This window comes from Streptomyces sp. NBC_01384, assembly GCF_045040035.1.
GTDB lineage: Bacteria > Actinomycetota > Actinomycetes > Streptomycetales > Streptomycetaceae > Streptomyces.
In genome coordinates this window covers 1977496-2002485 of record NZ_CP109559.1, presented here as the reverse complement: position 1 = coordinate 2002485, position 24990 = coordinate 1977496, and the positions used below count along the sequence as shown (strand labels likewise).

Here is a 24990-nt window from a genome sequence, read left to right as displayed (position 1 = left end):
CCCTCCGGCCTGCCTCCCCTCTCTGTCAGCGACCTGTCGAAAAGGCTGTGGGAACGGGATGCCGGGCCTCGGCGGTTCCGCGCAACTCCGAGTGATCGTTGAAAAGTTGACGCATGTTCATCTTCCAACTCGGGGATACCGGCGGTAACGTCCGGCCCACCCCCGTCGGTAGGAGCTGCCATGCCACGGCGCACCCCACGCACCACACTTGACAGACTGAGAACTCCCCGCAGATTCACCAAGTTCCTGGGGGCGGCATCCATCTGCGCCCTGATAGCCGCTCTGCTGTCCCCGCTGACCCAGGCGGCCGCCGCCGACAGCACGTCCGCGCTCGCCGCCAACGACTACTGCGGCGGCCAGTGTTCCGACATCCTCCCGGCCGGTGAGAACGGCACCGCCACCCTCGCCCAGATCCTCCTCAACCAGGCCTTCGGCTCCCAGCCCAGCCATGCGGAGGACCAGCTCGGCCCCTACAGCAACCTGGCCTCGGGCGCCGCCACCCTCACCGATGCCAAGATCAACGACTTCTTCAACGACGCGTCGTTCGGTGTCGCCTCCGACCAGGTCGAGTCGACCATCAACCCCGGCGGCCGCACCGACGTGACGATCGTCCGCGACAAGAAGACCGGTGTGCCGCACATCACCGGCACCACCCGCTACGGCACCGAGTACGGCGCCGGGTACGCCGCCGGCCAGGACCGGCTGTGGCTGATGGACGTCTTCCGGCACGTCGGCCGCGGTCAGCTGACCTCCTTCGCCGGTGGCGCCGCCTCCAACCAGGGCCTCGAGCAGGAGTTCTGGCGCAACGCGCCCTACAGCGAGGCCGATCTGCAGACCCAGATCGACAACGCCATCGCGAACAACGGCGCCCGCGGCCAGCAGGCCCTCGCCGACGCCAACGCCTACCTCGACGGCATCAACGCGTACATCGACGCCTCCGACAGCGGCCGCTACTTCCCCGGCGAGTACGTCCTGACCGGGCACAAGGACTCCATCACCAACGCCGGCACCATCGACCACTTCAAGATCACCGATCTGGTCGCGCTGGCCTCCGTCATCGGCGCGCTCTTCGGCTCCGGAGGCGGCGGCGAGGTCAACAACGCGATCTCGCTGCTGGCCGCCCAGTCCAAGTACGGTGTGACCGAGGGCACCAAGGTCTGGGAGTCCTTCCGCGAGCGCAACGACCCCGAGGCCACGCTCACCGTCCACAACGGCGAGAGCTTCCCGTACGCCACGAAGCCCGACACCGCGCAGGGGGAGGCCCTGCCCGACGCCGGCTCGGTGACCCAGGAGCCGCTGGTCTACGACCGCACCGGCAGCGCGGCCACCTCGACCGCCACCAGCACCTCGGCCACGGCGGCCGCCACCACCCTCACCTCGGCCAAGCGCGGGATGTCCAACGCCCTCGTGGTGAGCGGCAAGTACACGGCCAGCGGCCACCCGATCGCCGTCTTCGGCCCGCAAACCGGCTACTTCGCGCCACAGCTCCTCATGCTCCAGGAGATTCAGGGTCCGGGCCTCAGCGCGCGCGGCGCCTCCTTCGCGGGCCTGAGCATGTACGTCGAACTCGGCCGCGGCCAGGACTTCTCCTGGAGCGCGACGACCTCCGGCCAGGACATCATCGACACGTACGCCGTCGAGCTGTGCCAGGACGACTACCACTACCTCTACCACGGCACCTGCACCGCCATGGACAAGGTCGAGCGCACCAACTCCTGGACGCCGACCACCGCGGACGGCACCGCGGCGGGCTCGTACCGGATGCAGGTCTACCGGACCAAGTACGGCCCCGTGGAGTATCGGGCGACGGTCGGCGGCAAGAAGGTCGCGTACACCACCCTGCGCTCCTCCTACATGCACGAGGCCGACTCGATCATCGGCTTCCAGATGCTCAACGACCCGGACTACGTGAACAGCCCGCAGACGTTCCAGAGCGCGGTGCAGCACATCAACTACACCTTCAACTGGTTCTACGCCGACTCCTCGCACACCGCGTACTACAACAGCGGCGACAACCCGGTGCGGGCGAGCGGTGTCGACGCCGAGTTCCCCGTCTGGGCGCAGGCCGCGTACGAGTGGCAGAACTGGGACCCGACCACGAACACCGCCTCGTACACCCCGGCGTCCGCCCACCCCAACTCCATCGACCAGGACTACTACATCTCCTGGAACAACAAGCAGGCCAAGGACTACACGACAGCCCCCTGGGGTGACGGCTCGGTGCACCGCGGCACCCTCCTGGAGGACCGGGTGAAGAAGCTGGTCGCCGCGGGCGGGGTGACCAGAACGGCGCTGGTGAAGGCGATGGCCGACGCGGCCCTGGCGGACCTGCGGGCCGAGGATGTGCTGCCGAAGCTGCTGAAGGTCATCAACAGCTCGACGGTCACGGACACCACGGCCGCGGCGGCGGTGACCAAGCTGTCCGACTGGGTGACGGCCGGCGCCAAGCGCAAGGAGACCTCGGCCGGCTCGAAGGCGTACGCCAACGCCGACGCGATCCGCATCCTGGACGCCTGGTGGCCGCTGCTGGTGAAGGCCGAGTTCCAGCCGGGCCTCGGCACCGACCTGTACACGGCCATGACCAACAACCTGCCCATCGACGAGTCCCCGTCGGCCGCGCACGGCCCGACCGGCGCACACGCCGGAAGCTCCTTCCAGTACGGCTGGTGGAGCTATGTCGACAAGGACATCCGGGCGGTACTCGGTGAGTCGGTGCAGGGCGGACTGACGCAGAAGTACTGCGGCAGCGGCAGCCTCAGCGCCTGCCGGGACGACCTGATCAGCACCCTCAAGACGGCGGCCGGCCTGACCGCCGCCCAGGTCTACCCCGGCGACGACCAGTGCTCGGCGGGCGACCAGTGGTGCGCCGACTCGATCGTTCAGCGGACGCTGGGCGGTATCAAGCACGGAAAGATCACTTGGCAGAACCGGCCGACCTTCCAGCAGGTGGTGGAGTACACGTCGCACCGGTGACCCCGGAGTGTGCCGACCGCTTGTGTGCGGCGGCGGGTCATTGCACGCGACCCGCCGCCAGTACCACCTGAGCCAGTTCCCGGTGGCAGATGTCGCTGTGGGCCCCGGACGGGGGCCCGCCGCGGTTCACCACCGCGCACGCGTCGACGTTCACGCACCCCGACACCGGCAGTTTCGCGCGCAGCGCGTCGGCGAGCGTGAACGTCTTCGTGCCCTCGACCGCCTGCACCCCGTCGTGGCCCATCGCACCCCACTTGGCGCCCAGCAGGTGACCGGGGTCGAGGTCGAGACCCAGGACCGACCGGTCGTCTTCCGCCATCCGTGAGGCCAGCGGATAGACGGTGCCGAGCGCCGAGTCGAAGTGGGAGTAGCAGCACACCAGGGGCCCGTCGATGCGGTTCTGCCGGCCGTTCAGTACGCCGCTGGAGCGGGGGTCCTCGGGCAGTCGCGCCGCGAACGCGTAGTGCGAGAAGGCCCCTTGGAGCAGGGTCACGGACTTCACCGTGCGCACGCCCTCGGGCAGTCCGCGCAGCGAGAAGGAGACCAGCCGGGCGCCGAAGCTGTGCCCGACCAGATGCACCCGCACCCCGGGGGCGGTGGCCGCGAGCTGTCCGATCGCGCGCCCGAGCCCGAGCTCGCCGACCGTTCCCGCGCGCCGCTTCATGGCGTAGTACGTGGCCTGGCGCAGCAGCTCGCGCGCCCCGTCCCACAGCCGCGGCAGCGCGAACGAGGCCTCACTGGGAGCCCGCATCCCGGCCAGCGCCTGGGCGAACTCGTCGCAGGCCGTGGCCGTGTCCCCGAAGAGCGTCTCGGGGTCGCCCTCCGGCGCTCCCTGGGTGAGCGTGTCCGCGGCGAAGGCGGCCTGCGGTCCCTGCGGCCGTACCTCGACCAGCAGGCGTACGAGACGCCCGAACTCCTCCAGCGAGGCTTCGTCGTCGGGCTGTTGGTCCAGCAGGCGGGCGATCTGCTCGACCACCGTCGCACGGCCCGGGAACACCTCCAGGAGGGCGTGCCGGGTGCCCTCGTCGAGCGCCGGCCGTGCGGTGCCGGGGAGGTCGGTGGGGACGTCGGCGGCCACCGAGGGCGGGAAGTCGGGGATCGGCTCGTCCGAGAACCGCATCGAGGGCCACACCACACCCACGTACCCCAGACGCGCGTGCGGCGCGAGGCCTGGCACGGGTGCGAAGAACTGACTGTAGAGCCGGGTCGCGTCGGAACGGTCGTTGTTCCAGCCGTGCGCGAAGACGATCAGATCGCGCACCTCGCGTGCTGCGACCTCCGCGAGCAGCCGGTCTCTCTCCCGGCCGTCCACGTCCCCGTCCGCGTCGAACGTCAGCTCCCAGTAGGGAGAAACACTGACTGCCGGATCCGCCATGGCAAGTCCCCTCGTCCCCCGAAGGCGATGCGATCTGGGCGCATCGTCCTACCAGGGGCGAAGGTTGGCCATACACCACGACTCAACCGTAGAGGAGATATTCCTTCCGCGTCCGCCGGAAGGTCCTCAACTCGCCCTCCCAGGCCGCCACGACCTCGTCGGCCGTCGCGCCCGCGTCGATCATCGTGCGCACACTCGTGGAGCCGGTCAGCTTGTCGATCCAGTGGTCGGAGCGCCAACCGAAGCCGCTCCAGACCTTCTTGGCGGTCACCAGGAGCGCGATGCCGGTGCGGACGGGGTCGTACGCGGCCCGGTCGTGCACATGGATCTGGACGCCGCCGATCGTCTTTCCCTGGAACTTGGAGAAGGTGGGAGCGAAGTACGCCTCCCTGAAGTGCACGCCGGGGAGGCCGAGTCGGTTTGCCGCCAGAGCCCACTGTCCGTCGATGCCCTCCGCGCCCAGCAGCTCGAACGGGTGGGTCGTGCCCCGCCCCTCCGACAGGTTCGTCCCCTCGAAGAGGCCGGTGCCGGAGTACACCAGGGCGGTGTCGGCCGTCGGCATGTTCGGGCTCGGCGGCACCCAGGGCAGGCCGGAGGCGTCGTAGAAGTCCGACCGCTTCCAGCCCGACATCAGTACGGTGGTCAGCTCCACCGGCGCCGCCAGGAACTCCCCGTTGAACAGCCGTGCCAGCTCCGCCACCGTCATCCCGTGCGCCTGCGCGATGGGCTGCCGTCCGACGAACGTCGCGAACTCCTTGTGCAGCACGGGCCCCAGGGCCGTCCGTCCCGTCACCGGGTTCGGCCGGTCCAGCACCACGAAGCGCTTGCCCGCCAGCTGGGCCGCCTCCATGCAGTCGTACAGCGTCCAGATGTACGTGTAGAAGCGCGCGCCCACGTCCTGGATGTCGAAGACGATGGTGTCCACGCCGGAGTGGGTGAAGATGTCGGCCAGCGGTCGGCCGCTCTTCAGGTACGTGTCGTAGACGGGCAGCCCGGTCGCCGGGTCGTCGTAGCGGCCCTCGGAGCCGCCCGCCTGTGCGGTGCCGCGGAAGCCGTGTTCCGGGCCGAAGACGGCGGTCAGGTCGACGCGGGCGTCGCCGTGCATGACGTCGACGATGTGGCGTACTCCCCCACTCTCGGCTTCGCTCGAGCGGGAGGGGCCCCCACTGGTGACACCGGTGGGGTTGGTGACGAGGCCCACCCGCCGGCCGCGGAGGGGGGCGTAGCCGGTTGCCTGGAGGTGCTCGAAGCCGGTGCGGAGGGGGTCGCCGGGGGTTTCCGCGGCGGGGGTTGTGAGGGTCGCCGTGAGGCCCGCCGCGGTGGTGGCTGTGAGCAGGGCTCTTCGGGACACACGCATGGGGGGACCTCCGTGACCGCGGAAGGTTGGTATCGGCACGTTAAGCGCTCCCGCGGGTCGTTCGTGAGCGGCAGGCCGTAGGTGGCTGGTCGCGCCCACGCGGCGGAGCCGCATGTATGGCGCAGGCCCGCACCCCTCGCAGGGCGCCTCTTCCCTCGCTACATACCGACTGGTTAGTCTGGGGTCGCAGTGGAGCCGTGTTGTGTCGCGTCGTGTCGAAGGAGACCGATGGTGGAAGCCGTGCGGGATGCGGGAGTGGTCGTCACCGGAGCGGGGGGCGGTATCGGGGCCGCGCTGGCCCGCCGTTTCGCCGCCGAGGGGGCCCGGGTCGTCGTCAACGACCTGGACGCCGCCAAGGCGAAGGCCGTGGCCGAGGAGATCGGAGCGATCGCGGTGCCGGGCGACGCGTCCGTGATCGTGGCCGAGGCCCGGGACGCACTCGGGGGCACCATCGACGTCTACTGCGCCAACGCGGGCCTCCCCTCGGCCGGCAGCGAGTCGGCCGACGAGAAGGTCTGGGCGCTCGCCTGGGACGTCAACGTGATGGCGCACGTCCGGGCCGCCCAGGAACTGCTCCCGGCCTGGCTGGAGCGCGGCAGCGGCCGGTTCGTGTCCACCGTCTCCGCCGCCGGACTGCTCACCATGATCGGCGCCGCGCCCTACAGCGTCACCAAGCACGGTGCGTACGCCTTCGCCGAGTGGCTGTCGCTGACGTACCGCCACCGCGGTCTGAAGGTGCACGCGATCTGTCCGCAGGGCGTGCGCACCGACATGCTCGACGCCACCGGCAGCGCGGGTGACCTCGTCCTCCAGCCGACCGCCATCGAGCCGGAGGCCGTCGCGGACGCGCTGTTCGCGGGGATCGAGGAGGACCGCTTCCTGATCCTGCCGCACCCCGAGGTCGCCGGGTACTACCAGGTGCGGGCCGCGGAGCCGGACCGCTGGCTGACGAACATGAACCACCTTCAGCAGAAGTGGGAGGCGACCCGGTGACCACCTACGCCGACCGGCCCTGGATGGCCCTCCTCAACGACGCCCAGAGCGGCCCGGTGAGCCCGCCCGACTCCCTGGTGCACGCCCTGCGCGGGGCCGTGGCGGACACCCCGGACGCCGCCGCGCTCGCCTACTTCGACGGGCGGCTGAGCTACCGCGAGGTGGACGAGCTCAGCGACTCCGTCGCCGGGCACCTCGCCGCCCGCGGCCTGGAGCGCGGCGACCGGGTCGCGATCCTGCTCCAGAACTCCCCGCACTTCGTGCTTGCGCTGCTCGGCGCCTGGAAGGCGGGCGCCACCGTCGTCCCGGTCAACCCGATGTACAAGTCGGGCGAGGTCCGCCACGTCCTGCACGACGCGGACGTACGCGCCCTGGTGTGCTCCGACCGCGCCTGGGAGTCGTATCTGCGCGAGACGGCGGCCGATTCGGCCGTGAGTGTCGTCCTCACAGGGTGTGAGTTGGATTTCCAGACTCGGGGCGACGCGCGCGTGCTGACCTTCGAGCGGCTGCCGCAGGCCGCGGACGCGGACGACCTGGTGGCGGTCGCCCGGGCGGGCCACAAGGCCCCCGAGGGGCGTGACACCGTCCCCGCCGACATCGCGCTGATCAGCTACACCTCCGGGACGAGCGGCACCCCCAAGGGGGCCACCAACACGCACGGCAACATCATGTACAACGCCGAGCGTCAGCGGACGGGTCTCGCGCTGCCCGAGGCTCCGGTCTACTTCGCGATGGCACCCCTGTTCCACATCACCGGAATGGTCTGCCAGCTCGCCGCCTGCCTCAGCAGCGCGGGCACGCTGGTCCTCGCCTACCGCTTCGAGGCGGGAGTCGTCCTCGACGCTTTCGCCGAGCACCGACCCCTCTACACGGTCGGCCCCTCGACCGCCTTCATGGCCCTGGCCGCCCACCCCTCCGTCACCCCCGACCACTTCTCGTCCTTCGTGAACATCTCCTCCGGCGGCGCCCCGCTGCCGCCCGCCCTGGTGGAGAAGTTCCGGGCCGGCTTCGGGCCCTACATCCGCAACGGCTACGGACTCACCGAGTGCACCGCCCCCTGCGCCTCCGTACCGCCGGGCCGTGAGGCCCCCGTCGACCCGGTCTCGGGCACGCTGGCCGTCGGTCTGCCGGGCCCCGACACCGTCGTACGCATCGTCGACGACCAGGGCCAGGAGGTGTCCTTCGGCGAACAGGGCGAGATCCTCGTCCGCGGGCCGCAGGTCGTGCCCGGCTACTGGCGCCGCCCCGACGCCACCGCCGAGACCTTCCCGGACGGTGAGCTGCGCACCGGCGACATCGGATTCATGGACCCCGAGGGCTGGCTCTACGTCGTCGACCGCAAGAAGGACATGATCAACGCGTCCGGCTTCAAGGTGTGGCCCCGCGAGGTCGAGGACGTGCTCTACACGCACCCCGCGGTCCGCGAGGCGGCCGTCGTCGGCATCCCCGACGGCTACCGCGGCGAGACCGTGAAGGCGTACATCAGCCTGCGGCCGGGCGCCGAGGAGGACCCCGACGCGCTCGCCGCGTACTGCAAGGAGAGACTGGCCGCCTACAAATATCCGCGGCATGTGGAGATCCTGCCCGAACTGCCGAAGACGGCGAGTGGCAAGATCCTCCGTCGGGAACTGCGTTCCCGTCCCCAGGAGTCCCAGTAACAGCAGGAGTCCCAGTAACAGCAGGAGTCCCAGTAAGAGCGGGACTCCCGGTAACAGCGGACAACTTTCGGAAGGCAGGTGGCGGCAGTGCCCAGGACGACGGACGGAGACGGTATGCCCGTCCCGCAGCGGCTCTTGGCCGCCGCCACCCGGCTCTTCGCCGAGCAGGGCTACGACCGCACCTCCGTGCAGGAGATCGTCGAGGCGGCGGGCGTCACCAAGGGCGCGCTTTACCACTACTTCGGCTCCAAGGACGACCTCCTGCACGAGGTGTACGCGCGCGTGCTGCGCCTTCAGCAGGAGCGCCTGGACGCGTTCGCGGACGCCGACGCGCCCGTCGAGGAGCGGCTGCGGGGTGCCGCGGCCGATGTCGTCGTCACCACGATCGACAACCTCGACGACGCGGCGATCTTCTTCCGCTCCATGCACCACCTCAGCCCCGAGAAGGACAAGCAGGTACGCGCCGAGCGCCGCCGCTACCACGAACGCTTCCGCGCGCTCGTGGAGGAGGGCCAGAAAAAGGGCGTCTTCTCCACCGCCACCCCGGCCGACCTGGTCGTCGACTACCACTTCGGCTCGGTGCACCACCTGTCGACCTGGTACCGCCCCGGCGGCCCCCTCACCCCCCAGCAGGTCGCCGACCACCTGGCGGACCTGCTGCTGCGCGCGCTGCGCCCGTAGGGGCGGGGGGTGTTTTTCGCCCCGCCGCCCCCAAGATTGCGCAGTTCCCCGCGCCCCTTTTCAGGGGCGCGGGGAACTGCGCAATCTTTTGCGGGGGTCTGGGGGCGCAGCCCCCAGGGGACGGGAATGGGCAGGGGCGGCGGGGGCGAGAAGACCCATCACCGCCCCACCGGACGGACGGTCACACGTACTTCTTGATCTCCCGCCGCGCCAGCGACCGCTGGTGCACCTCGTCGGGACCATCGGCGAGCTTCAGCGTGCGCGCGCTCGCCCACAGCTCGGCCAGCGGGAAGTCCTGGCTGACGCCGCCCGCGCCGTGCAGCTGGACCGCCTTGTCGAGGATGTCGACGACCGTGCGCGGGGTGGCGATCTTGATGGCCTGGATCTCGGTGTGGGCGCCCTTGTTGCCGACGGTGTCCATCATCCAGGCCGTCTTCAGCACCAGGAGACGGAGCTGTTCGACGGCCACGCGCGCGTCCGCGATCCAGTTCTGGACCACGCCCTGCTGGGCCAGCGGCTTGCCGAACGCCGTGCGGGACACGGCCCGGCGGCACATCAGCTCGATCGCCCGCTCGGCCATCCCGATCAGCCGCATGCAGTGGTGGATACGGCCAGGGCCGAGCCGCGCCTGGGCGATGGCGAAGCCGCCGCCCTCCTCACCGATCAAGTTGCTGACGGGGACGCGCACATGGTCGAAGACGACCTCCGCGTGCCCGCCGTGGGAGTGGTCCTCGTAGCCGTACACCTGCATGGCGCGCCGCACTTCGAGGCCCGGGGTGTCGCGCGGGACCAGGACCATCGACTGCTGGCGGCGGACGTCGGCGCCGTCCGGGTCCGTCTTGCCCATCACGATGAAGATCTTGCAGTCGGGGTTCATCGCCCCGGAGATGTACCACTTGCGGCCGGTGATGACGTACTCGTCGCCCTCGCGCTCGATGAGCGTGGTGATGTTGGTGGCGTCGGAGGAGGCCACCTCCGGCTCGGTCATCGCGAACGCCGACCGGATCTCCCCGGCGAGCAGCGGCTCCAGCCACTGCTTCTTCTGCTGCTCGTCGCCGAACTGCGCGAGCACCTCCATGTTGCCGGTGTCCGGGGCCGCGCAGTTCAGCGCGGTGGGCGCCAGGTGCGGGCTGCGGCCGGTGATTTCGGCGAGCGGCGCGTACTGGAGGTTGGTGAGCCCGGCGCCGTACTCGGCATTCGGAAGGAAGAGGTTCCACAGGCCCTGCCTGCGGGCCTCCGCCTTCAGCTCCCCGACCACGGCGGGCGTGTCCCACGGCGAGGCCAGCCGGGCGCGCTGCTCCTCCGCCACCGCCTCCGCCGGATACACGTACTCGTCCATGAAGGCGAGCAGCTTCCCGCGCAGTTCCTCGGTGCGCGCGTCGAATGCGAAGTCCATGTGGGTCAGCCTTCCTGAAGTGTCGTCAGACCGTGCTCGATGAAGAACGGGACCAGTTCACCGATGCGGTCGAAGCCCGCGCCGACCGTCTGGCCGAGCGTGTACCGGTAGTGGATGCCCTCCAGGATCACGGCGAGCTTGAACCAGGCGAACGCCGTGTACCAGGCGACGTCGGACACGTCGCGCCCCGAACGTGCGGCGTACCGTTCGACGATCTCGGCCGGGTCCGGGTGCCCGGCGGCCGAAGCCGTCGTACTGATGGGGGAGTCGGGCAGGTCCAGCGGCGCGCTGTACATCACCAGCAGGCCCAGGTCGGTGAGCGGATCGCCGAGCGTGGACATCTCCCAGTCCAGGATCGCCTTGATCCGGTCGTCCTCGCCGATCAGCACGTTGTCGAGCCGGTAGTCGCCGTGCACGACGGCGGGCGCGGGGGAGTGCGGCAGCTCGCGGCCCAGGGCGGCGTGCAGTTCGTCGATCCCGGCGAGCTCACGGTTCCTGGACGCGTCCAACTGCTTGCCCCAGCGGCGCAGTTGCCGGTCGAGGAAGCCTTCGGGACGCCCGAAGTCGGCGAGGCCCACGGCGGCGGGGTCGACGGCGTGCAGTTCGACGAGCGTGTCGACGAGCCCGAGCACCGCGTCCCGGGTGCGCTCCGGGCCGAGCGGGGCGAGCTGCTCGGCGGTGCGGTACGGGGTGCCGTCCACGAACTCCATGACGTAGAAGGGCGCACCCAGCACCTCCTCGTCCTCGCACAGCAGCACCGGACGCGGCACCGGGACGGCCGTCGGGTGCAGCGCGCTGATCACCCGGTGCTCGCGCTTCATGTCGTGCGCGGTGGCCAGTACATGCCCGAGCGGGGGCCGGCGTACGACCCATTTCGTGGTGCCGTCCGTCACCGCGTACGTGAGGTTCGACCGTCCGCCCTCGATCAGCCGGCCGGTGAGGGGGCCGTGCACCAGACCGGGACGCTCACCGTCGAGCAGGCCGCGCAGCCGGTCGAGATCGAGACCTGGCGGGTGGTCGGGACTCATCTTTTCTCCTACGCACCGGGAAACAGGACGTAACCATGATGCCGACCAGTCGGTATGTCGTCCAGGGCATGGGCGAAACGTGATCGGCGTCTCCCCCGGGAGCCGGGGGAGACGCCGGTGAACCGTTCCGCCCAGTGGTTGTTAGTGGTCGTCCCAGTGGCCCTCGTGCTCGGCGTGCCGGTGACCGTCGTGCAGATAGTCGAGGTGGTCGCCGTGCTCGACGGCGGGGTGTCCGCAGCCCTCGCCGTGCTGGTGGCCATGTGCGTCGTGCGCCGTGTGGCCGCTCGGCTCGCACTCGTCCCAGTGTCCGGAGTGCTCCCGGTGCAGATGTCCGTCGTGCGCGTAGTCGACGTGGTCGCCGTGCGGCACCGCGGCGTGCCCGCAGTCCGGGCCGTGGGTGTGCTGGTGGGTCGGATGCTCCAGGTGGAGGGTGGTCATGGTGCTCACCTTCGTGAGTGGCGTGAAACGACGGCTCAGGCTAGCGATAGAAAGCACCTTATATGCGGCAAGTCCGGCATACGTGCCGCCCGGGTAACCCGGGCGGACGGCTCTCAGGCCTCTCAGGCCCCCAGGCCTCCCAGGCCTCCGAGGGCGCCTAGGCTTCCGAGGGTGCCTAGAACACCAGTGCCGCCGCGCACACGGCCAGGGCGACCGTGCACAGGGTCGCCGCCGTCGCCTGCCGCGGGGGCAGCATGGGCGGGCCGGCGGCGCCTGACGCCGCGAGGACGCGGATACGGCGGTGCGCGATCGCCAGGAAACCCAGCCACAGCCCGCAGCACAGGGCGCAGGCCACGACGCCGGTCACCGACAGGCCGCCGTGCAGCGCCGTCTTCGCCGCGAGGACCGCGGCGACGGTGCTCGACAGGGTCGTACGCCGCCACGCGAGCCGCGTACGCTCCGGCTGCAGCCCCGGGTCGCGCTCGGGATGCCGCTCCGGGGCGGGCGCGGTCATCCTTCCCATCCGACGAGGACGACGACGACCATCGCGACGGCCACGACCGCGACGGCGATGCTCAGCAGCGCCGGGAAGCGGGACACGGGCAGGTCTTCCCCGCGGCGCATCGCGCGCTCGCAGCGCACCCAGTGGTTGACGGCCCGCAGGGAGCAGAGCACGCCCGACGCCAGCAGGGCCAGCGCGAGGCCGACCCGCCAGGCCCACCGCAGGTCCGGCAGGAACTGGTCCACGGCGAAGCCCCCGCCGATCAGCGCCAGCGCCGTACGCAGCCAGGCCAGAAAGGTCCGCTCGTTGGCCAGCGAGAACCGGTAGTCGGGCGTCCGGCCCTCCTGCCGCACCTCCTCGGGCGCGAACCACAGCCGGACGTTCCGTGCGAATTCGATCACGCCCTGGACCCTACCGGGGCCCTGCGCCGGCTCAGTCCGCGCCCATCGCCCGCCAGTCCCTCAAGCGCTCGTACGCCGCGAGGCCGTCCGGCACCCACGTCCAGTCCGTCAGGTGCCGCTCCACCTCCTCCTCGGTGAGGAAGTCGTGCCAGGCGACCTCCTCCGCCTGGGGGTCCACCGGGAGGTCGCAGCGGACCTCGTAGACGGCGGACCACCAGGTCTGGCCGGAGCCGTTGTCGTAGAGGAACTTGAAGAGGGGGACGGGCCGGGGGAGCCCAAAGACGCCGAGTTCCTCCTCGGCCTCGCGCAGGGCCGCGTCGTCGTACGACTCGCCCGCGCCCACGACCCCGCCGACGAACATGTCGTACAGGGAGGGGAAGACGAGCTTGGTGGGCGTGCGGCGGTGGACGAAGAGCCGGCCCTCGGCGTCCCGGGCCTGGATGAACACGCACCGGTGGCGGAGACCGCGGGCGTATGCCTCGCCGCGCGGGGACTGCCCGATGACCACGTCGTTCTCGTCCACGATGTCGAGGATCTCGTCAGCGGCACTCATGGTCCCATCCAAGCAGCCCCGGAAATCCCTCACGGCCCAGAGATCCCTCACGGCCCGGAGTGTCCGCACGCCCCGAGGTGACGCCGCAGCCGGCCCTCAATGGGGCTGAAGGTCCCGCACCCGCTCCGTCTTCGCGGTGCCCCTCGGCATCGCGGGGTGCAGGCCCAGCAGCACGATGCCCACCACGATCGCCGCGAGCCCTGCCGCTTCCCAGGCGAGCGCCCCCACGTCCGTGTGCAGCTGGTCTCCGAGGAAGCCCACCCCGCACACGATGCCGGCCAGTGGCTGGGCGGCGGTGAGCGCGGGCAGCGACATCCGCAGCTCGGCCGTCTCGAAGGCGCTCTGCACCAGCACCAGCCCCGTCACCCCGAGCACCAGCACCCCGTACGGCTGCCAGCCGGTGAGCAGCTCGCTCCAGCTGCCTTCGCCGAACCGCTGCCCGCTGACCCGGGTGAGTGCGTCCTGTACGCCGTACAGCAGCCCCGCGGCCAGCGCGAGCAGTACGGGCGCGGTGCTCAGCCGGGAGCGCTTGGCGTAGGTGGTGAGCAGCAGCGCGAGCCCGACCATGATCCCGATGATCAGCCAGTGCCGCAGCGGATCGGTGACCGAGTCGCCGCCCGTGGGTCTGCCCGCCACGATGAACGTCGTGACCCCGCCCGCGAGCAGCAGAAGCCCCGCCCAGCCCTGGCGGCCCAGGGCGTGCTTGGTCTGGTGGCGGGAGAGCGCGAGCGCGAAGAGCAGGTTCGTCGCGAGGAGTGGTTCCACCAGGGAGATCTCACCCTTGCCCAGGGCGACCGCGCCGAGGACCATGCCGCACACCATGAGCCCGATGCCGCCCAGCCAGCGGGGCACCCGGATGAGGTCGAGCAGCAGGCGGGGGGAGAGGAAGTCGCTCAGCGGGGCGTGCGACGCGGCGTTCTGCTGGAGCACGAAGCCGAAGCCCAGACAGCAGGCCGCGCTCACCGAGAGGATCAGAACGAGAACCGACACGCTGGGTACCTCGATACGTCTGGATCAGCACGGGTCACGGGTGCGTATTCCCGCCGACTGTAGTGCCATGAACCGGGCCGCGCCCACGGGAGTACCCGGAACCGGGCAGTTGACTCGGTCACTCCTCTTGCCGAAGGATCTGACCGATCAGTAACAACGGCTTGGTCGGCCCGTGCTGTGCCCGATCGACCAGGATCGATGTCTGCTGCCTTCCGTACCACTGTCTCATCAACCAGCCACGATGCCGACGCCTCGTGACGAAGCCGACATGATCGGACATTGGCTTCCATGGGCTCCCATGGGCCTTCATGAACCTTCATGGGCTGTCATGAGCCGTCGGAATGCCGAGAGGACGGGCCCATGGCCTACGACGCAGATGTGATCGTGATCGGAGCGGGCCTCGCGGGGCTCGCCGCGACCGCGGAGCTCGTCGATGCGGGCCGCAAGGTGATCCTCCTCGACCAGGAGCCGGAGCAGTCGATCGGGGGCCAGGCCCACTGGTCCTTCGGCGGCCTCTTCTTCGTGAACTCGCCCGAACAGCGCCGGATGCGGATCAAGGACAGCCATGCGCTGGCCCTCCAGGACTGGATGGGCACGGCCGCCTTCGACCGTGTCGAGGACCACTGGCCGCGCCGCTGGGCCGAGGCGTACGTGGACTTCGCGGCCGGTGAGAAGCGGTCCTGGCTGCACCGGCAGGGGGTCCGCTTCTTCCCGGTGGTCGGCTGGGCGGAGCGCGGCGGCTATGACGCCAACGGCCACGGGAACTCGGTGCCGCGCTTCCACATCACGTGGGGGACCGGGCCGGGGCTGGTCGCGCCCTTCGAACGGCGGGTACGGGACGGGGTCGCGCGCGGTCTCGTCCAGCTGAAGTTCCGCCACCGTGTCACCGGGCTCTCCCGCAGCGCGGGCACCGTCGACACGGTGACCGGCGAGATCCTGGAGCCGTCCGGCGCAGCGCGCGGGCAGGCCAGCAGCCGTACGGTCGCCGGGGCGTTCGAGCTCAGGGCACAGGCGGTGATCGTCACTTCGGGCGGCATCGGCGGCAACCACGATCTGGTCCGCGCCAACTGGCCCGAGCGGCTCGGCACTCCTCCCGAGAAGATGATCTCGGGTGTGCCCGCGCACGTCGACGGCAAGATGCTCGCGATCGTGGAGGAGGCGGGCGCGCACCTCATCAACCGCGACCGCATGTGGCACTACACCGAGGGCATCCAGAACTGGAACCCCATCTGGGCCAACCACGGCATCCGCATCCTGCCGGGCCCGTCCTCCCTCTGGCTGGACGCGCGAGGAAACCGCCTCCCCGTACCGCTCTTCCCGGGCTTCGACACCCTCGGCACCCTCGAACACATCATGAAGACCGGCTACGACTACACGTGGTTCGTGCTCGACCAGAAGATCATCGGCAAGGAGTTCGCGCTCTCGGGCTCGGAACAGAATCCGGACCTGACCGGCAAGTCGATCAAGGATGTGATCGGCCGGGCGCGTGCCGACGTACCGGGACCGGTCAAGGCATTCATGGACAACGGCGCGGACTTCGTCGTGGAGAAGGACCTGGGCGCCCTCGTCCGCGGCATGAACGCCCTCACCAAGGAGTCGCTGATCGACGAGGCCGCGCTGCGCCGCGAGCTCGTCGCGCGCGACCGGGAGATCGCGAACCCCTTCACCAAGGACCTCCAGGTGACATCGATCCGAGGCGCTCGCAACTACCTCGGCGACAAACTGATCCGTACCGCCACCCCGCACCGCATCCTCGACCCCAAGGCGGGCCCGCTCATCGCCGTCCGCCTCCACATCCTCACCCGCAAGACCCTCGGCGGCCTGGAGACCGACCTCTCCTCGCGTGTACTGACGGAGGGCGGCGACCCGCTCTCCGGCGTCTACGCGGCCGGTGAGGCCGCCGGCTTCGGCGGCGGCGGCGTCCACGGCTACCGCTCCCTCGAGGGCACGTTCCTCGGCGGCTGCCTCTTCTCCGGCCGCACGGCCGGCCGCGCGGCCGCGAAGGCGGTGAACTGAGCCCCGAGAGGGGGCGGGGGTGACGCCCCGGGCCTCCCCCGGACGCGCGCGGGGCCGGGGCTGAGTCCGACCGTGGTGTGCTCGGCTCGGCAGGGAGCGTTCCCCGGGCGGGCTCGGCCCCGCAGGGGGCCGTTCCGTGGGCTGATTTCAGCCCCGCAGGGAGCCGTCGGGCGAGCGGACCCGGCCCGCAGGGAGCTGTTGCCCGGGCATGGCCCGGCACCCCTGCGGGGAGCCGTTCCGTAGGACTCCAGGGGGTGACCGGGGGGCGCCGCGCCACCCCGGACGCAGCCGTTCCGCGGGATTTCGGCAGTGGGGCGGCGGGTGCGGCCCGCCCCTGGAGGCACTGGTCCGACCAGCTCCTTCCCGTCCCGGAGACCGTGAGAGGGAACATCAACTCTGCGCCAATCAAGGGAGGTTGAAGCGTGCAGCGGAGCAATCGGGCCTTGACTTGAACCCTCAGCCAAGGATTTGCTGTGCGTGATCACCCCTTGACCGGCCGCGTCTGTGAGGAAGCCCAGCGGTGTCGCCACCCCCGCCACCCCCTCCTCCCCTGGGCCGCGGCCGCAAACGCGCGGCCCAGGCCTTCGACGCCGCGCTCGACGACGCCGAACTCATCGCCGCGCGCACCTCGTTGGCGCAGGGGCGATGGACCGCGGTCCGCGCCCTGCTCGCCGCGACCGGCGACGACTGGGACCGCCGCGGACACCGCGTGACCGTTCTCGCGCAGGAACCCGCCACCGTCGCCTGGGCCCGCGACTGGCAGCTCGCCGAACCGGAGTCCGCCGACGCCGCCGTACTCCTCGCCTGTGCCACCGTCCAGCGTGCTCTGAACAGCAAGGACCGCCCGGAGCGGGCCCGCGAGGCCTGCCACACGGCGGCCGCGCTCGCGCCCGCCGACCCCACGCCCTGGCTCGGACTCCTGTTGCTGGAGCGTTCGCTCGGCAGCGAGGGCGACGTGGTCCGGCTCTTCGACGAGGTGCGCCACCGCTATCCCGACCACCACCACGCCCACCACCTGATGGTCGCCCGCCTCGCCGAGCGCCGCGCCGAGGCCGGGCAGGACCCGCTCCACGAGGTCTACGACTTCGCGAACTGGGCGGCCGAACAGGCCCCCGCCGACTCCCCGTTGGCCATCCTCCCCGTCGTCGCGCACGCGGAGCGCTACCGCGTGCTCGCCACCGCCGGCAGTGAGCCCGCCGACCCGGTCGCCTCCGGGCACTGGGTCGGGCGCCGGGCCCGCCAGGTGATGAAGACCGCCTTCGACTGGTGGCTGGAGTGGGAGCGCGAGGACCACCCCCGCCGTCACCTCGACCTCAACTTCCTCGCCCACGCCAAGTTCTGCGAGGGCCGGGGCGCCGAGGCCGCCGCCCTGTTCCACCGCATCGGACCGCACGCCACCCCGGTGCCGTGGTCGTACCCGGACCGCGACCCGTACAGAGCCTTCCGTGCCGCCCGCGACAGCGCCCTCGGCGCGGCGTGACCCACCCATGAAGAGCCAAGAAACCCCATGAAGAGTCAAGAGACCCGAAAGGACGGCCCCGCGATGACGACGGGCAGTTCGAGCACATCGAGCAGTTCGAACACGGGCAGACCCGCCGCGACAGGCGGCGCCATCAGCACCTTCAAGGGCCAGGACCGCGCCCTGCACGCAGGCCGGCTCGGCGCCGGGGGCCTGCTGCTGTCCGTCCTCGCGGCGACCGCACCCCTCATGGTGGTCGCGGGTGTCATGCCCACGGCATTCGCGGTGATGGGCATCGTCGGGCAGCCGCTGATCTTCGTCATCCTCGGCGTGGTGCTGGCCCTCTTCAGCGTCGGGTACGCCGAGATGAGCCGCCACGTCCACAACGCGGGCGCCTTCTACGCCTACGTCGCCCGCGGCCTCGGCGGCACCGCGGGCGCGGGCGCCGCCGCGGTCGCGCTGGTCGCCTACAGCGCGCTGCAGTTCGGCATCTACGGCATCTTCGGCTTCGAGGTCTCCGGGCTGTTCGCCACCTACGCCGACGCCGAAGTCGCCTGGTGGATACCCGCGTTGGCCGCCGTACTCGTCGTCGGCGCGCTCTCCTGGCTGAAGATCGACGTCAACGCGCGCGTCCTCGGCGTCCTCCTGGTCGTCGAAGTGGCGCTCGTCGTCATCTTCGACATCGCCGCCGTGGGCGACCCCGCCAAGGAGGGCCTCTCGCTGCACGCCTTCAACCCCGACACGCTCACCGGGGCGGGCGTCGGCACCGCGCTGTGCTTCTGCATCGCCGCCTTCACCGGCTTCGAACAGGCACCGGTGTACGCCGAGGAGACCAGCCGCCCGCACATCCTCGTCCCGCGCGTGATGTTCCTGGCGATCGGCTTCGTCGCCGTCTTCTTCGCGCTCAGCTCCTGGGCGCTGACCGTCGCCGCGGGCCCCTCCGGGATCGTCGGCGCCGCCCAGAAGCAGAGCGCCGGACTGCTGTTCTTCCTCACCGAGTCGCGCCTCGGAGGCACCTTCACCGACGTCCTGCACGTCCTCTTCGTGACCGGCATGTTCGCGGCGCTGCTCAGCTTCCACAACGTCGTCGCCCGGTACGCCTTCGCCATGGGCCGGGAAGGACTGCTGCCCCCCGCCTTCGGCCGGACCACCGGCACCAGCGGCGCCCCCGGCACCGGCTCGCTGCTGCAGACCGCCGTCTCCGTGATCGTGCTGGTCGCCTTCGCCGTGACCGACGACAAGCCGACCGGCGACCCGACCGCCCCCGTGCTGCAGCTGTTCACCTGGGCCGGCAACGTCGGCGCGCTCGGCGTCATCCTGCTCATGGCGGCGGCCTCGCTCTCGGTCATCGTCTTCTTCGCCCGCCGCGGTGCCGCCCGGGCCCAGGCCTGGCGCCTGGCCACCGCGGCGATCGCGGGCATCGCCCTCCTGGTGATCGCGGGCTACACGGTCAAGGACTTCGACATCCTGGTCGGGGCCGGTCCGGACTCCGTACTGAGCTGGCTGCTGCCCGCCCTCGTCGGAGCCGCCCTGGTCGTCGGCCTGGTGCAGGGCCTGGTCCTGCGCTCCCGCAAACCCGAGGCGTATGCCCGTATCGGGCTCGGCAACGAGGCGTTCCAGCTGGACAAGGCGGCGGAGTCCGCGCCCTGATCCGAGGCGTCTCTCGCGAGGTGTCTGTTCTGAGAAGCGCGTGAGAAGTGGTTACGGAAATCTGACGGGCACCCGCTGCCGCTGGCCTCAAGGGGGTCGCGGGTGCTCGTATGGGTGTGTGAACCCTGAACAGTCCGCAGAGCGGGGAACGGAGCACCCCGAAGAGCGCGGCGCGCCCATCGGCCGCCGGCTCCTGCTCGGCACGCTCGGACTCGGCGCGCTCGGTGTGGTGGTCGCGCCCCCGCTCCAGCGCGGCCTCGAGTCCCTCTTCGCCGGCGACCCCACCGGCCTGACCGGTCTGCTCCCCAATGGCGGCGGCTTCCGCTACTACTCGGTGACCTCGTCCGTCCCGCACAAGAACGCGACGAACTACCGCCTGACCATCGACGGCCTGGTCGACCGCCCCCGCAGCTACACACTGGCCGACCTCAGGGCACTGCCGCAGACCCGGCTCGTGCACGACGTGCAGTGCGTCACGGGCTGGCGGGTGCCCGGCACACCCTTCGAAGGGGTACGGCTCTCCCACCTCCTCGACGCCGCGGGGGTGCGTTCCACGGCCCGCGCGATCCGCTTCACCTGCTTCGACGGGGCGTACACCGAGAGCCTCACACTCGCGCAGGCCCGGCGCCCCGACGTCCTGGTGGCCCACCGCATGCAGGACAAGCCCCTCGGCCACAACCACGGCGGCCCGGTCCGCCTCTACGTAGCCCCCATGTACTTCTACAAGTCCGCCAAGTGGCTCTCCGGCATCACCGTCACCGATGACGTCCGTCCCGGATACTGGGAGAACCGTGGCTACGACGTGGACGCATGGGTCGGCCGCTCGAACGGACGCGACGATGCACCCACGAGTTGACGACACCCCGGTCCGCGCCGAGCCCTCGCCGCGCGTACGGCGCTTCAGCCGCGCCGAGCGCTGGGTGCACCGGGTGACCGCCCTGCTGATGGGGACCTGCGTGGCGACCGCGGCGTGTCTGTACCTCCCGACGTTCGCCGAGCTCGTCGGCCGCCGCGAACTGGTGGTCAGGATCCACGAGTGGGCGGGCCTGATGCTTCCGGTCCCGGTCCTGGTGGGGCTGGCCTCCCGCGCCTTCCGCGCGGACCTGGGCCGCCTGAACCGCTGGGGCGCACACGACCGTACGTGGCTGCGCGCGGCCCTGCGACGGGACCGGCGCCGCTCGTCCCGCCCCGCGGCCAAGTTCAACGCCGGCCAGAAGACCTACGCGGCCTGGATCGCCGGCGCGACCCTGGTCATGCTCGGCACGGGTCTGCTGATGTGGTTCACCCACCTCACCCCGTTGATGTGGCGCACCTCGGCGACCTTCGTCCACGACTGGCTGGCGCTCACGGTCGGCATCGTCCTCGCGGGCCACATCGGCATGGCCCTGGGCGACCCGGAGGCCCGGCGCGGACTGCGCACGGGTTCGGTGAGCAGAGAGTGGGCGGACCGCGAACATCCACTCTGGCGGCCTTAGCAGGACGGGCCCAGGCCCGCTGGGCCCCGTCCCGCTACGCCGGTCCCCGCTGGACCCCGAAGTCCAGGAGCACCTTGCACGAGCGGCTCCGGTCGGCGGCCAGGGTGAACGCCGACTCCGCATCCCGGAGCGGGACCACCGCGCTGACCAGGGAGTCGAAGCGGGGCTCGGCGGCGAGCAGGGCCAGCGCGTCGTCGAACTCCGTGTCGAAGCGGAACGCGCCCCGCAGCTCGATCTCCCGGCTCACCACCAGGTTCCCCGCGAACGGGCTCTGCCCCGGCGGCAGCATGCCGAGCTGGACGACCACCCCGCCGCGCCGCACCAGGCGCAGGCAGGTGTCCAGACCCGCGGCGACACCGGACGCCTCGACGGCCACGTCGACCTCCGAGGGCCACCCGGGATCGGCGGGATCGTCGGCCCGTACGACCGCGTCGGCGCCCGCCGAGACGGCGTACGCCAGCGCCTGCGGCAGCAGGTCCGTGACGGTCACCCGGGCCGCGCCCGCGGCCTTCGCGGCGGCCACCACGAGACAGCCGATGGGCCCGGCCCCCGTCACGAGGACATGCCGGCCCTTCACCGCACCGGCCCGCCGCACCGCGTGCAGCGCGACCGACAGCGGCTCGGCGAGCGCGGCCCGCGTGAGTCCGAGCCCCGCGGGAAGCTCCCTCAACTGCCGGGCGGGCACGGCCACTCGGGATGCGAAGGCGCCCTGCACATGCGGGGTGCGCGCCGCGCTGCCCAGGTACCGCGTGTCCCGGCACACGTTCGCCCGCCCGTCGACGCACTCGGGGCACACCCCGCAGGGTGTCGCCGGGTGCACGGCGACGGCCGTACCCGGCGGAGGACCCGAGGCCCCGGTACCGTACGAGACGACCGTGCCCACGACCTCGTGCCCCAGCACCATCGGCTCCCGCAGCCGGAAGTCCCCGACGCCGCCGTGCCGCCAGTAGTGGAGGTCGGACCCGCACACCCCGCCGTACCGGACCGCGACGAGCGCCTCCCCGGGGCCGGGGGAGGGGACCGGCAGTTCATCGACCCGCAGGTCGCCCTGTCCGTGAATCACACAACCGAGCATCGCCGAGCACCTTTCACCGCGCGGTCCCTTTCACAGCACAGTCCCTTTCACCGCGTGGTCCCCTTCACAGCACACTCGTCATGCCGCCGTCGACATACAGCACCTGTCCGCCGACGAAGTCCGCCGCGGGCGAGGCGAGGAACAGCAGTCCGCCGACCAGATCCTCCGTACGGCCCCACCGCCCGGCCGGGGTGCGCCCCCGTACCCAGGCGCTGAACTCCTCGTCCTCGACGAGGGGCCTGGTCAGCTCGGTCTCGATATAGCCGGGGCCGAGGCCGTTGACCTGCACCCCGTACGGACCCCAGTCCGCGCACATGCCCTTGGTGAGCATCTTCAGCGCGCCCTTGGTGGCCGCGTACGGGGCGATGCCCGGACGGACGACCTCGCTCTGCAGGGAGCAGATGTTGATGATCTTGCCGTGGCCGCGTTCCGTCATCCGCCGGGCCGCCTCGCGGCCGACCAGGAACGCGCTGGTCAGGTTGGTGTTCAGGATGCGGTGCCAGTCCGTGTCCGTGAACTCCAGGAGCGGGGCCCGCAGTTGCATGCCCGCGTTGTTCACGAGGATGTCCAGCGGGCCCACCCGGTCCTCGACGTCCGCTATTCCGGCGGCCACCGAGGGGCCGTCCGTGACGTCGAAGACCGCGGTGTGGACGTCACCGGACAGTGCCGCCGCGGCCTTGGTGAGCCGGTCGGCGTCCCGTCCGTTGAGGACGACCGTGCAGCCCGCCTCCAGAAGCCCGCGGGCGAGCGCGAACCCGATACCGCGGCTGGAGCCGGTGACCAGGGCCGTACGGCCACCGATGTCGAACAGAGGGTGACTCATCCCCGTACTCCCGTGGCTCGTCCTCGTACCCCTAGATGACCAGTGACAGCAACAGGATCAGCCCGCCCGCCACCACGGAGATGATCGTCTCCATGACGGACCAGGTCTTGACGGTCTGGCCGACGCTCAGACCGAAGTACTCCTTGACCAGCCAGAACCCGGCGTCGTTGACGTGGCTGAAGAAGAGCGAGCCCGCTCCGATCGCCAGCACGAGGAGGGAGGTGTGGGCGGTGGACATGTCGGCGGCGAGGGGTGCGACGAGGCCGGCGGCCGAGATGGTGGCGACGGTCGCCGAGCCGGTCGCGAGGCGGATGGCCACCGCGATCAGCCAGGCCAGCAGCAGCGCGGGGATCGACCAGTCCTTGGAGATGTCCAGGATCATCTGGCCCACGCCGGAGTCGATCAGCGTCGCCTTGAAGCCGCCGCCCGCGCCCACGATCAGCAGGATGCCCGCGATGGGAGCGAGGGACTTCTCGACGGTGGTGGAGAGGCGGTCCTTGGTGAAGCCGGCCGCGCGGCCGAGGGTGAACATGCCCACGATCACGGCCGAGAGCAGGGCGATCAGCGGCGAGCCGATGATGTCGAAGACGCGCTGGGTCATGTGCGTGGGGTTGTCCACGACGATGTCGACCAGGGCCTTGGACAGCATCAGGACGACCGGCAGCAGCATGGTGGCGAGGGTGGCGCCGAAGGAGGGGCGCTTGGCGAGGTCCTCGGAGGCGCGGGCGGTGATCATCCGGTCGGGGGCCGGGACGTCCACCCAGCGGGCCGCGAACCGGGAGAAGACCGGGCCCGCGATGATCACGGTGGGGATGGCGACGAGGACGCCGAGCGCGAGGGTGATGCCGAGGTTGGCCTTGACCGCGTCGATGGCGACCAGCGGACCGGGGTGCGGCGGGATCAGGCCGTGCATCACGGACAGGCCGGCCAGCGCCGGGATGCCGATGCGCATCAGGGAGTAGTTGCCGCGCTTGGCGACCATCAGCACGACCGGGATCAGCAGCACGATGCCGACCTCGAAGAACAGCGGCAGACCGATCACGGAGGCGATCAGCACCATCGCCCACGGCATGGCGCGCCCGCCGGCCTTGGCGAGGATGGTGTCGACGATCTGGTCGGCGCCGCCGGAGTCGGCGAGGAGCTTGCCGAGTATCGCGCCGAGCGCGATCAGGACACCCACGCCGGCGACGGTGGTGCCGAGGCCGGTGGTGAAGCTGGTGATGGTTTTGTCCAGAGGGGCCCCGGCGAAGGCGCCGAGGGCGAGTGAGCCGATGGTCAGGGCCAGGAATGCGTGCAGCTTGAACCGGGTGATGAGCAGGACGATGACGGCGATGCCCGCCAGCACGGCGACACCCAGCTGGGCATGGCCCGCCGAGGTGATCGGCTCGACGGCGTCCGCTGCCAGCATCTCGACGCTGAGTCTGGTCACGGTGGTTCCCTTGCTTTCAGGAAGGCCTCAGAAGCCCCGGAGGGCCTCAGGAGGTACGAGGGACTGAAGGGGGAGGTGGGGGTACGAGGAGGGAGAGAGGAGGGCGTTACTGCGAGGGCTCGGCGGCCAGGCCCTGGAGCGCGGCCACGGCCCGTTCGGTGATCTCACCGGGGTCGCCGGAGACGTCCACGGAGACACCCGCCTCGTCCGCTTCCAGCGGCTGGAGGGTGGCGAACTGCGAGTCCAGGAGCGCCGTCGGCATGAAGTGCCCCTGACGGTGCGACATCCGGTCCTCGATCAGCGTGCGGTCACCGGTCAGATGGACGAAGACGACCCCGGGCGCCTCGGCCCGCAGCCGGTCGCGATAGCTGCGCTTGAGCGCCGAACTGCTGACCACTCCGCCGAGACCGGCGCGGTCGTGCGCCCAGCGGCCGATGGCGTCCAGCCACGGCCACCGGTCCTCGTCGGTCAGCGGGGTCCCGGCCGTCATCTTGGCGATGTTGGCCTGGGGGTGGAAGTCGTCGCCCTCGGCGTACGGAACGCCGAGCCTGGCCGCGAGCAGGGGACCGATGGTGGTCTTCCCGGTGCCCGCGACGCCCATGACCACGACGACATGGGGGGTGTTCATCGCTGCCTCGCTGTCTGCGTCACTGAGTGTGTGACTGTCTTCGTCGACATCTGATGTCGACGACACTGAAACTCATTAGGTATGACGAAT

22 protein-coding genes are annotated in these 24990 nt (G+C 70.8%); 9 read left to right on the top strand and 13 right to left on the bottom strand.

Features of this window, described 5'->3' with window-relative positions; translation table 11 throughout:
- Positions 1-180 precede the first annotated feature (180 nt).
- Positions 181-2973: a penicillin acylase family protein gene (locus tag OG747_RS08945; protein WP_405878743.1), complete on the top strand. Its 2793-nt coding sequence runs from the start codon at positions 181-183 to the stop codon at positions 2971-2973.
- A gap of 37 nt (positions 2974-3010) precedes the next feature.
- Here the strand turns inward: OG747_RS08945 and OG747_RS08940 are convergent, their stop codons facing one another.
- Together OG747_RS08940 and OG747_RS08935 are read right to left on the bottom strand one after the other, a co-directional pair.
- Positions 3011-4348, bottom strand: coding sequence for a serine-threonine protein kinase (locus tag OG747_RS08940; RefSeq protein ID WP_405878742.1), 1338 nt, complete (start codon positions 4346-4348; stop codon positions 3011-3013).
- 82 nt (positions 4349-4430) lie between these two features.
- Entirely contained in the window at positions 4431-5705 is a 1275-nt protein-coding gene (locus OG747_RS08935; RefSeq protein ID WP_405878741.1) for an exo-beta-N-acetylmuramidase NamZ domain-containing protein, read from the bottom strand.
- 228 nt (positions 5706-5933) lie between these two features.
- Between OG747_RS08935 and OG747_RS08930 the strand changes: the two genes are divergently transcribed.
- The 3 genes from OG747_RS08930 to OG747_RS08920 all read left to right on the top strand — a co-directional run bounded on the left by OG747_RS08930 (position 5934) and on the right by OG747_RS08920 (position 9037).
- Positions 5934-6698, top strand: a complete 765-nt coding sequence (locus OG747_RS08930; RefSeq protein ID WP_405878740.1) for an SDR family oxidoreductase — start codon at positions 5934-5936, stop codon at positions 6696-6698.
- A gap of 23 nt (positions 6699-6721) precedes the next feature.
- Positions 6722-8356 carry a class I adenylate-forming enzyme family protein gene (locus OG747_RS08925; RefSeq protein ID WP_405885483.1) on the top strand — a complete coding sequence of 545 codons (1635 nt, stop codon included), beginning with the start codon at positions 6722-6724 and terminating at the stop codon, positions 8354-8356.
- Positions 8357-8443: 87 nt separating this feature from the next.
- Positions 8444-9037: a TetR/AcrR family transcriptional regulator gene (locus OG747_RS08920; protein ID WP_405878739.1), complete on the top strand. Its 594-nt coding sequence runs from the start codon at positions 8444-8446 to the stop codon at positions 9035-9037.
- Positions 9038-9218: 181 nt separating this feature from the next.
- Here the strand turns inward: OG747_RS08920 and OG747_RS08915 are convergent, their stop codons facing one another.
- From OG747_RS08915 to OG747_RS08885, 7 genes are all read right to left on the bottom strand, one after another.
- Positions 9219-10433 (bottom strand): acyl-CoA dehydrogenase family protein, encoded by a 1215-nt coding sequence (locus tag OG747_RS08915; RefSeq protein ID WP_405878738.1) that lies wholly within the window; start codon positions 10431-10433, stop codon positions 9219-9221.
- 5 nt (positions 10434-10438) lie between these two features.
- Positions 10439-11461 carry a phosphotransferase family protein gene (locus tag OG747_RS08910; RefSeq protein ID WP_405878737.1) on the bottom strand — a complete coding sequence of 341 codons (1023 nt, stop codon included), beginning with the start codon at positions 11459-11461 and terminating at the stop codon, positions 10439-10441.
- A 141-nt stretch (positions 11462-11602) separates the two neighbouring features.
- Positions 11603-11899 (bottom strand): hypothetical protein, encoded by a 297-nt coding sequence (locus OG747_RS08905; RefSeq protein ID WP_405878736.1) that lies wholly within the window; start codon positions 11897-11899, stop codon positions 11603-11605.
- 175 nt (positions 11900-12074) lie between these two features.
- Positions 12075-12413 (bottom strand): DUF202 domain-containing protein, encoded by a 339-nt coding sequence (locus OG747_RS08900; protein ID WP_405878735.1) that lies wholly within the window; start codon positions 12411-12413, stop codon positions 12075-12077.
- Positions 12410-12802, bottom strand: coding sequence for a YidH family protein (locus OG747_RS08895; protein ID WP_405878734.1), 393 nt, complete (start codon positions 12800-12802; stop codon positions 12410-12412). Before OG747_RS08895 ends, OG747_RS08900 begins: the two co-directional genes overlap by 4 nt.
- 31 nt (positions 12803-12833) lie before the next feature.
- Positions 12834-13355: an NUDIX hydrolase gene (locus OG747_RS08890; protein ID WP_405878733.1), complete on the bottom strand. Its 522-nt coding sequence runs from the start codon at positions 13353-13355 to the stop codon at positions 12834-12836.
- Between the two features lie 96 nt (positions 13356-13451).
- On the bottom strand, positions 13452-14345 hold the full coding sequence (locus tag OG747_RS08885; RefSeq protein WP_405878732.1) for a DMT family transporter: 894 nt from the start codon (positions 14343-14345) through the stop codon (positions 13452-13454).
- Between the two features lie 360 nt (positions 14346-14705).
- Here OG747_RS08885 and OG747_RS08880 point away from each other — a divergent pair, with 360 nt between their 5' ends.
- The 5 genes from OG747_RS08880 (at position 14706) to OG747_RS08860 (ending at position 20945) form a co-directional block, all read left to right on the top strand.
- Positions 14706-16361, top strand: coding sequence for an FAD-binding dehydrogenase (locus OG747_RS08880; RefSeq protein WP_405878731.1), 1656 nt, complete (start codon positions 14706-14708; stop codon positions 16359-16361).
- 520 nt (positions 16362-16881) lie between these two features.
- Positions 16882-17841, top strand: a complete 960-nt coding sequence (locus OG747_RS08875) for a hypothetical protein (protein WP_405878730.1) — start codon at positions 16882-16884, stop codon at positions 17839-17841.
- Positions 17842-17904: 63 nt separating this feature from the next.
- Positions 17905-19470 carry an APC family permease gene (locus OG747_RS08870; RefSeq protein WP_405885482.1) on the top strand — a complete coding sequence of 522 codons (1566 nt, stop codon included), beginning with the start codon at positions 17905-17907 and terminating at the stop codon, positions 19468-19470.
- Positions 19471-19588: 118 nt separating this feature from the next.
- A complete protein-coding gene (locus OG747_RS08865) occupies positions 19589-20326 on the top strand; it encodes a molybdopterin-dependent oxidoreductase (protein ID WP_405878729.1) in 738 nt (245 codons plus the stop codon).
- On the top strand, positions 20310-20945 hold the full coding sequence (locus OG747_RS08860; RefSeq protein ID WP_405878728.1) for a cytochrome b/b6 domain-containing protein: 636 nt from the start codon (positions 20310-20312) through the stop codon (positions 20943-20945). Before OG747_RS08865 ends, OG747_RS08860 begins: the two co-directional genes overlap by 17 nt.
- Positions 20946-20979: 34 nt before the next feature.
- On the opposite strand, the gene OG747_RS08855 is transcribed toward OG747_RS08860, so the two are convergent.
- From OG747_RS08855 to OG747_RS08840, 4 genes are all read right to left on the bottom strand, one after another.
- On the bottom strand, positions 20980-22020 hold the full coding sequence (locus tag OG747_RS08855; RefSeq protein ID WP_405878727.1) for an L-idonate 5-dehydrogenase: 1041 nt from the start codon (positions 22018-22020) through the stop codon (positions 20980-20982).
- Between the two features lie 64 nt (positions 22021-22084).
- Positions 22085-22843, bottom strand: coding sequence for an SDR family oxidoreductase (locus tag OG747_RS08850; RefSeq protein ID WP_405878726.1), 759 nt, complete (start codon positions 22841-22843; stop codon positions 22085-22087).
- Positions 22844-22874: 31 nt separating this feature from the next.
- Complete coding sequence (locus OG747_RS08845; RefSeq protein WP_405878725.1) at positions 22875-24272, bottom strand: gluconate:H+ symporter; 1398 nt, start codon at positions 24270-24272, stop codon at positions 22875-22877.
- A 106-nt stretch (positions 24273-24378) separates the two neighbouring features.
- On the bottom strand, positions 24379-24900 hold the full coding sequence (locus OG747_RS08840) for a gluconokinase (RefSeq protein ID WP_405878724.1): 522 nt from the start codon (positions 24898-24900) through the stop codon (positions 24379-24381).
- Between the last annotated feature and the right edge of the window lie 90 nt (positions 24901-24990).